Raw genomic sequence first — 6,644 nt, forward strand, 5'->3', positions numbered from 1 at the left:
GATGTATCAACTTTACCAACAGGGGCCCGTCCGGGTCTATTCCAGGGTGCCTCGGTCGGCCACGTGCCGCCAGTCGTCCTGCGGCCGGTAGCCGAGGTCGACCAGGGCGCCGGTGAGGTCCCAGCGCCGGGCGGCGTTGTCGGAGGTGACGTAGTAGATGCCGAAGCGGACCGGCGCCTGGACCGCCCGCCGCAGCGCCTGGGCCATGTCCCGGGGGCTGGTCCACATCCCCTGGGTCAGCTCGTCGTCGGCCGCACCGAAGTCGCCGCTCTCCCAGCCGATCCGCAGCGCGATCACGTCCAGCCCGTGCTCGTCGTGGTAGAAGCGGCCCAGGACCTCACCGAAGACCTTGGACACCCCGTAGAGCGAGTCGGGGCGGGGCGGCTGGTGGTTGTAGACGGGCCACTGGCGGTCGCGGTCGTACATGCCCATCGCGTGGTTGGAGGAGGCGAGCACCACCCGTCGCACGCCGGCCTGCCGCGCGCCCTCCAGCACCGTGCGCGTACCGACGATGTTGAGGTCGAGCACGTCCTCCCACGGAGCCTCCGGCGAGGCGGCCCCCGCGAGGTGGATCACCGTGTCCACGCCCTCGAGCGCGGTCGTCACCGCCTCCAGGTCGCGCACGTCGAGGTCCTCCACGGGCGGGTCACCGTCAGCGTCGGCGTCGGCGTCGCTGAGACGGAGGTCGAAGTCTGTCTCCTCGTCCTCGCGCAGCAGCCGCAGCACGTCGTGGCCGATCGTGCCGGCGGCGCCGGTGACGAGGACGGTCGTGCGTGGTCGGTCCATGGGCGCGACGCTAGGCCGTCACTGCCGGGCAGGCCCGTCGAACAGCCCGGCCCGGCCGAACATCTGCGCGGTGTCCCGCGCCGACGGCATACCCGCGTCGGGGTCCGCGCCGTGCTCGAGCAGGGCGTCGACCACCTCCGGCTCCCCCTTGAACACCGCGCCCGCGAGGGGCGACTGCCCCCGGTCGTTGAGACGGTCGACGTCCGCTCCCCGCCTGGCCAGCTCGCGGACCAGGTCGGCGTGCCCGTGGTAGGCAGCGAGCATCAGAAGGGTGTTGCCGGCCGGGTCGGTCAGGTCGGCGGGGGCGCCGGCGTCGACGTAGGCCGCGAGCTGCTCGGTCCGCCCCTGCCGGGCGAGGTCGAGGAGGGCGTGCGCCAGGTCGATCGTCTCCTGGTCAGGTCCCGGGGACGGCGGGGGGTATGGGGTGTCAGGCTCGGTCATCGGTGCTCCTCCTCGCCGCCGCCTCGCTCTGCAGCGGCCGTAGGCTCTCCCGTCCGAGCCTAGGGGAGGGCCGGGGTAGCGTCGGAGGATGACCACCTCCCCCGCCCGGCTCGAGGAGGCCCTGCGGGCCGCCTTCTCCTCCGACCCGAGCGTCCGCCAGGAGGCGGCGCTGCGGCTGGGGACCCTGGCCGACGCGGCGTCGGCGCCGCAGCTGGTCGCCCTGCTCGTCTCCGAGCCCGACTTCTACGTCCGCGAGACCCTGACCTGGGCCGTGGTCAACCAGGCGCAGGCGGCCCTGCCGCACCTGCTCGCGGCGCTCGAGGGCGGGGAGCCGTCGAGGGTGCAGGTGCTGCACGCGCTGAGCAAGATCCGCGACCCTCGCGCGGTGGCCCACGTCCTGCCGCTCGCGGACGACCCGGACGACGCCGTGGCGGCCAAGGCGTGGTGGGCGCTGGGGCGCACGGGCACTCCGGAGGCGGCGCCCGCGCTGCTGGCGCACCTGGGCGACCCGGACGAGGCACGTCGCCGCGAGCTGACCCGGGCGCTCGAGCAGCTCGGCGAGCCGGCGGTGCCCGGCCTGGCGGCACGGCTTCGCGACGGCGACGCCCTCACGCGCAGGCACGCCGCCGAGGTGCTCACGGTCATCGGCGACCCCGGTGCGCGCGGCGCGACCGTGGCCCTGGTCGGCGCGGTCGAGCACGACGACAAGGAGGTCGCGCTGGTGGCGGTGGAGGCTCTGGCCCGGCTCGACGTCCCCGAGGTCGACGAGGCGCTGGAGCGGCTGCGGGGCTCGGGCGACCGGTGGCTGGCGATCATCGCCGACTGGCTGCTCTCGGACCGGGCGGACCGGGCGTAACGGTCACACCGTCCTGGAGCCGGCAGCAGCCTCAGGCCGCGAGGAGGAGCGCCAGGGCCGCGGTGTCGACGTCGGAGCCGGGGTCGGCCAGCACCTTGCTGGTGAGGCGTGCGATGTGACCGTGGGCGTCGACCTCGACCCAGGCGGCGCGGTGCTCGAGGCCCAGGTCCGGCACCCCTGGGAGCAGGATGCAGCCCGAGGCGGTCTCGTACTCCGGCACCGAGGAGAGCGTGCTGCGCGGCGGGTGCAGCACCGCCAGGCCGGGTGGGGTCCGGTCGGCGAAGCGGCCCGGCTGCAGGTGCTCCTCGCCCAGGATCGGGCCCTCCGCCAGGACCAGACCCACCGCCCCCTCGGGCGGGCCGTCCGGGACCTCCTCGGCGACGCGGAAGACGGTGCTGCCCTGAGGCAGCATGCCGGGGACGGCGGCGAGCTGGACCGCGAGCAGGAGGAAGTCGGCCCACTCCAGCGTGTCGTCCGGCCAGCGCCCGATCAGCACGAACCCCGAGAGCTCGCCGTTGCGCTGCAGCGGCGCGACCTCGACCGGCGGCAACCCGCGATCCGACATCCGCGCGACCTCCTCGCCCTCGTCCGGACAGGCACCAGATGGTGGTCCCTCCAAGACTGCCACGGAAGAGGCGCCGACGGGCAGTGCTCGGACGGGGATCGCGTCGGGCGTGTCGGCGCGCACCTCTACGCTGCCCGATGTGTACAGCACCGTGGCGATCAGCGGCTACCGCTCCCTGCGCGACGTCCGGCTGCCGCTGGGGCGGCTCACGGTCGTCACCGGGGCCAACGGGACGGGCAAGAGCAGCGTCTACCGCGCCCTGCGGCTGCTCGCCGACTGCGGCGCCGGGCGGGTGGTCGGCTCGCTCGCCCGCGAGGGCGGGCTCGGGTCGGCACTGTGGGCGGGCCCGGAGACGCTGGGCGGCGCCCGGCGGGGGTATGACGTGCAGGGCACGGTGCGCAAGGACCGGGTCGGGCTCCGCCTGGGGGTCGGTGGTGACGAGCTGTCCTACCTCGTCGACCTCGGCATACCCGTGCAGTCGGGCTCGGCGTTCGACCGCGACCCGGAGGTCAAGCGCGAGGCTGTCTGGACCGGGCCGGTCATGCGACCGGCGACGCTGGTGGCGCGGCGCCGGCACCACAGCGTGGAGCTGCGCGACGACGCGGGTCGCTGGGCCAGGGCACCGGTCAGCGTCCCGGCCTGGGCCAGCATGCTCACCGAGGTCGTCGACCCGCTCGCCGCGCCGGAGCTGTGGGCCGTGCGCGAGGCGCTCCGGTCGTGGCGGTTCTACGACGGCTTCCGCGTGGACGCGGCCAGCCCGGTGCGCCAGCCCCAGGTCGGCACCCGCACGTGGGCGCTGGCCGAGGACGGGGCCGACCTGGCCGCCGCGCTGCAGACCATCGCCGAGGACGGGCGCTCCGCGCTCGACGACGCGGTGGCCGACGCGTTCGACGGCGCCAGGGTCGACGTCGTGCCGACCGACGGACTCTTCGACGTGCGGCTCCACCAACCGGGGATGCTGCGGCCGCTGCGCTCCGCCGAGCTCTCGGACGGCACGCTGCGCTACCTGCTCTGGCTGGCGGCCCTGCTGACCCCGGTGCCACCGCGGCTCATGGCCCTGAACGAGCCGGAGACGAGCCTGCACCCGTCGCTGGTCGGGCCTCTCGGCCGTCTGGTCGCCGCCGCCGCACGGCGCACCCAGGTCGTCGTGGTGACCCACTCCGAGCCGCTCCTGAGCGCGGTGGCCGACGCGCTCGGCACCGACCCTGACGCGGCACGCGACGGGGAGGACCTCGCGCCGGGAGAGGTGGCCCCGCTGCGCCTCGTCAAGCTGACCAAGGACCTGGGCGAGACCCAGGTGGCCGGTCAGGGCCTGCTCAGCACGCCGCCGTGGGAGTGGGGCCGACGGTAGCGGCGCCCGGGGCGTCGCAGGTCGTCAGCGCGCCTGGTCGTAGGAGTCGACGACGGCGACCGAGAGGGGAAACTCCACGGGGAAGGTGCCGAACAACAGCTGCCCCGCAGCGCGCGCGGCCTCTCGGACGGCGTCGGCGACCGCGTCGGCCACCGCGGCCGGGGCGTGGACGATCACCTCGTCGTGCAGGAAGTAGACGAGCTCGGGGTGTGCCCCGGCCATCGGTTCGTCGTCGAGGAGACGGCGGAGGTGTCCCATCCAGCACAGCGCCCACTCGGCGGCCGTGCCCTGGACGACGAAGTTGCGCGTGAACCGGCCCCAGTCGCGAGCCACCTGCCTGGCCCGCTTCTCCGCCCCTGGCCCCGATCCGGGGCGCTGGGCCGCGTCCTGGGCCTCGCGCCACGATGACGGGGGTAGGGGTGAGGTCCGCCCCAACCAGGTCCGCACCCGTTCACCCCGTTCACCTGCGCGCGCTGCCGACTCCACCAGGTCGATCGCGCGGGGGTAGGCACGCTGCAGCTGCGGCATGAGGGCCCCGGCCTCCCCGGTGGTGGCGCCATACATCGCCCCCAGCATGGCGATCTTCGCGTGCTGGCGAGACGGCACCACCCCCTGGTCGACGAGGGCCTGGTAGAGGTCCGCCCCGGCGGCCGCCGCGGCCATGCGCCGGTCACCGGACATCGCGGCGAGCACACGCGGCTCGAGCTGGGCGGCATCGGCCACGACCAGCCGCCAGCCCGGGTCCGCCCGGACGGCCGCGCGGATCTGCCTGGGCAGCTGCAGGGCGCCACCGCCACGGCTGGCCCACCGCCCGGTGACGACGGCACCGGCCACCCAGTCCGGCCGGAACCGGCCGTCGCGCACCCACGCCTGCGACCAGGCCCAGCCGTTGGCGGTGTGCAGCCGGCTGAGCTTCTTGTAGCGCAGGAGCGGTTCGATGACCGGGTGGTCCAGCTGCTCGAGCTCCCCCTGGCGCGTGCTGGACACGTCGAGCCCGGCCCGGCGCAGGGCGCCGACGAGGTCGACAGGTGAGTCGGGGTTGAGCCTCGGGGCGCCCAGAGCCGCCTGCACCTCGCCGCACAGCTGCGCCATGACCGCGGGCCGCCCGCCGTAGCTGTCGCGCGTGCCGAGCAGCTCGGTGAGCTGGGCGTCGTGGACCTCGACGCTGAACGGCACTCCTGCGGAGTTGAGCTCCTGGGCGACCAGCCCGCCGACCGACTCGGCATGACAGAGCAGCGCGAGCCGGCCGTCGTCGTCGGTCTGCGCCAGGCATCGCTGCTGGGCAAGGTGCTCGACGACACACTCGTCGATGCCGAAGCGGTGGACCGTCAGGTCGAACAGCCGCTCTCCCTGGTCGGGGTGTCCAGCCACGTCGGGCCCCGGAGGTGGGGCGTCCCAGGAGGACGGGACTGCTCGGGCGTAGTCGGTATGCCGGACCGCGTCGGCCCGGCGCAGCAGCGTCCGGACCAGGCGGAGGTCCACCGCCCGGCGCACCCGCACGCCCGCGCGGAGCAGCGTCGGGTAGAGGGCGGCGCTGTCCGCCCACACCCACCGCGTGCTCACGGGCTGGGCGGCGACCCAGGCAGGCAGGTCGGCGAGGAGGACCCGTGTCCGCTGTCCTGGCGCTCCCTGCTCGACCGCCACGACCTCCACCGCCTCACCGGCAGCGGCGATCACCAGGTCCATGGCGGGCAAGCGTAGGCGGGACCGGCCCCGACCAGCCGCAGCGCCGCTGGCACACCACCACAGGGCATGGTTGTGGGCCCGGTCGTGGTGGCCGGGCTGGGGGGCGGGGTCATCGCAGGTGCCAGGTGACGCCGGTGGCGTCGATGCTGGCTCGTAGGTCGTTCTGGTGGACGTGGGTGTGGTGGCGTTCGCAGAGCAGGGCGAGCTTGTCCAGGTCGGTCGCGCCGCCGTTTGACCACCAGGGGTCGTGGTGGGCGATGGTCCACTGCGCGGGCACGGTGCACCCGGGGAAGGTGCACCCGCCATCACGCAGGTACAGGGCCTTGACCTGCTCGGGGCTGGCCAGGCGCCGGGCCCGCCCCAGGTCCAGGACCTGGCTCTCGCCACCGAGGATCACGGGGATGACCTCGGCCTCGCACGCGGCCTGACGCACCTGCGCCGCGCTCAGCAGGTCCCCGCCCAGGCTGACCCCGTGCCCCGGGGTCTCCTCGCGCAGGTCGTCCAGGTCCATCGTGACGAACAGGGTGGCCCGGGCCATCTGGGGTGTGCCCTGCGGGCAGGACAGGCCCCTGGAGAACACGGTCACGAACGCATCGAAGCGGCGCTGGGTCGCGCTGCGCTCATCCGGTTCGCCCTCGGGACCTGGGGTGGGGGCGGCCAGGCGGGAGGTCAGCGCGCCGGTGATCATCGCGGCCTGCCCGGGCGGGGCGTCGATGACGAAGCGGGTCATCCCCCCGGACCGGCGGAGCACGGCCACGCCCCGCTGGGCGTGCGCGGCCCGCTCGGCCCGCTCCCGCTGCGGGCGGTCCAGCACCAGCTCCAGCAGGCGCTCGGTGGCCCGCCGCAGCTGCAGATCGGACAGGTCCGCGTTGGCCGCGGCGTCGGTCAGGATGTCCACGTAGGCGCCGTACTGGTCAGCGTCCAGCACCCCGCGGACCTTGCCCAGCGCCTCGCAGATG

The 6,644-nt window shown here is 74.8% G+C and carries 7 protein-coding genes; 2 read left to right on the top strand and 5 right to left on the bottom strand.

The window, feature by feature from the left end; translation table 11 throughout:
• Positions 1 to 36: 36 nt before the first annotated feature.
• Entirely contained in the window at positions 37 to 786 is a 750-nt protein-coding gene (locus K330_RS0115630; protein WP_022922757.1) for an NAD-dependent epimerase/dehydratase family protein, read from the bottom strand.
• Between the two features lie 18 nt (positions 787 to 804).
• Positions 805 to 1,227: an ankyrin repeat domain-containing protein gene (locus K330_RS0115635; RefSeq protein WP_022922758.1), complete on the bottom strand. Its 423-nt coding sequence runs from the start codon at positions 1,225 to 1,227 to the stop codon at positions 805 to 807.
• A gap of 88 nt (positions 1,228 to 1,315) precedes the next feature.
• Between K330_RS0115635 and K330_RS0115640 the strand changes: the two genes are divergently transcribed.
• Positions 1,316 to 2,083, top strand: coding sequence for a HEAT repeat domain-containing protein (locus tag K330_RS0115640; protein WP_022922759.1), 768 nt, complete (start codon positions 1,316 to 1,318; stop codon positions 2,081 to 2,083).
• Between the two features lie 31 nt (positions 2,084 to 2,114).
• On the opposite strand, the gene K330_RS0115645 is transcribed toward K330_RS0115640, so the two are convergent.
• A complete protein-coding gene (locus K330_RS0115645) occupies positions 2,115 to 2,648 on the bottom strand; it encodes a hypothetical protein (RefSeq protein WP_029202751.1) in 534 nt (177 codons plus the stop codon).
• 139 nt (positions 2,649 to 2,787) lie between these two features.
• Here K330_RS0115645 and K330_RS0115650 point away from each other — a divergent pair, with 139 nt between their 5' ends.
• Positions 2,788 to 3,999, top strand: coding sequence for an AAA family ATPase (locus K330_RS0115650; RefSeq protein WP_022922761.1), 1,212 nt, complete (start codon positions 2,788 to 2,790; stop codon positions 3,997 to 3,999).
• A gap of 24 nt (positions 4,000 to 4,023) precedes the next feature.
• On the opposite strand, the gene K330_RS0115655 is transcribed toward K330_RS0115650, so the two are convergent.
• Together K330_RS0115655 and K330_RS22940 are read right to left on the bottom strand one after the other, a co-directional pair.
• Positions 4,024 to 5,685, bottom strand: a complete 1,662-nt coding sequence (locus K330_RS0115655) for a bifunctional 3'-5' exonuclease/DNA polymerase (protein ID WP_022922762.1) — start codon at positions 5,683 to 5,685, stop codon at positions 4,024 to 4,026.
• A gap of 109 nt (positions 5,686 to 5,794) precedes the next feature.
• A partial coding sequence (locus tag K330_RS22940; protein WP_022922763.1) for an HNH endonuclease signature motif containing protein occupies positions 5,795 to 6,644 on the bottom strand: 850 nt, incomplete at its 5' end.

The organism is Ornithinimicrobium pekingense DSM 21552 (assembly GCF_000421185.1).
In the GTDB taxonomy this organism is placed as follows: domain Bacteria; phylum Actinomycetota; class Actinomycetes; order Actinomycetales; family Dermatophilaceae; genus Ornithinicoccus; species Ornithinicoccus pekingensis.

Bases quoted from the DNA above. Each gene is read 5' to 3' on its own strand.
- K330_RS0115630 (WP_022922757.1), bottom strand. From the start codon at position 786: ATGGACCGACCACGCACGACCGTCCTCGTCACCGGCGCCGCCGGCACG.
- K330_RS0115635 (WP_022922758.1), bottom strand. From the start codon at position 1,227: ATGACCGAGCCTGACACCCCATACCCCCCGCCGTCCCCGGGACCTGAC.
- K330_RS0115640 (WP_022922759.1), top strand. From the start codon at position 1,316: ATGACCACCTCCCCCGCCCGGCTCGAGGAGGCCCTGCGGGCCGCCTTC.
- K330_RS0115645 (WP_029202751.1), bottom strand. From the start codon at position 2,648: ATGTCGGATCGCGGGTTGCCGCCGGTCGAGGTCGCGCCGCTGCAGCGC.
- K330_RS0115655 (WP_022922762.1), bottom strand. From the start codon at position 5,685: ATGGACCTGGTGATCGCCGCTGCCGGTGAGGCGGTGGAGGTCGTGGCG.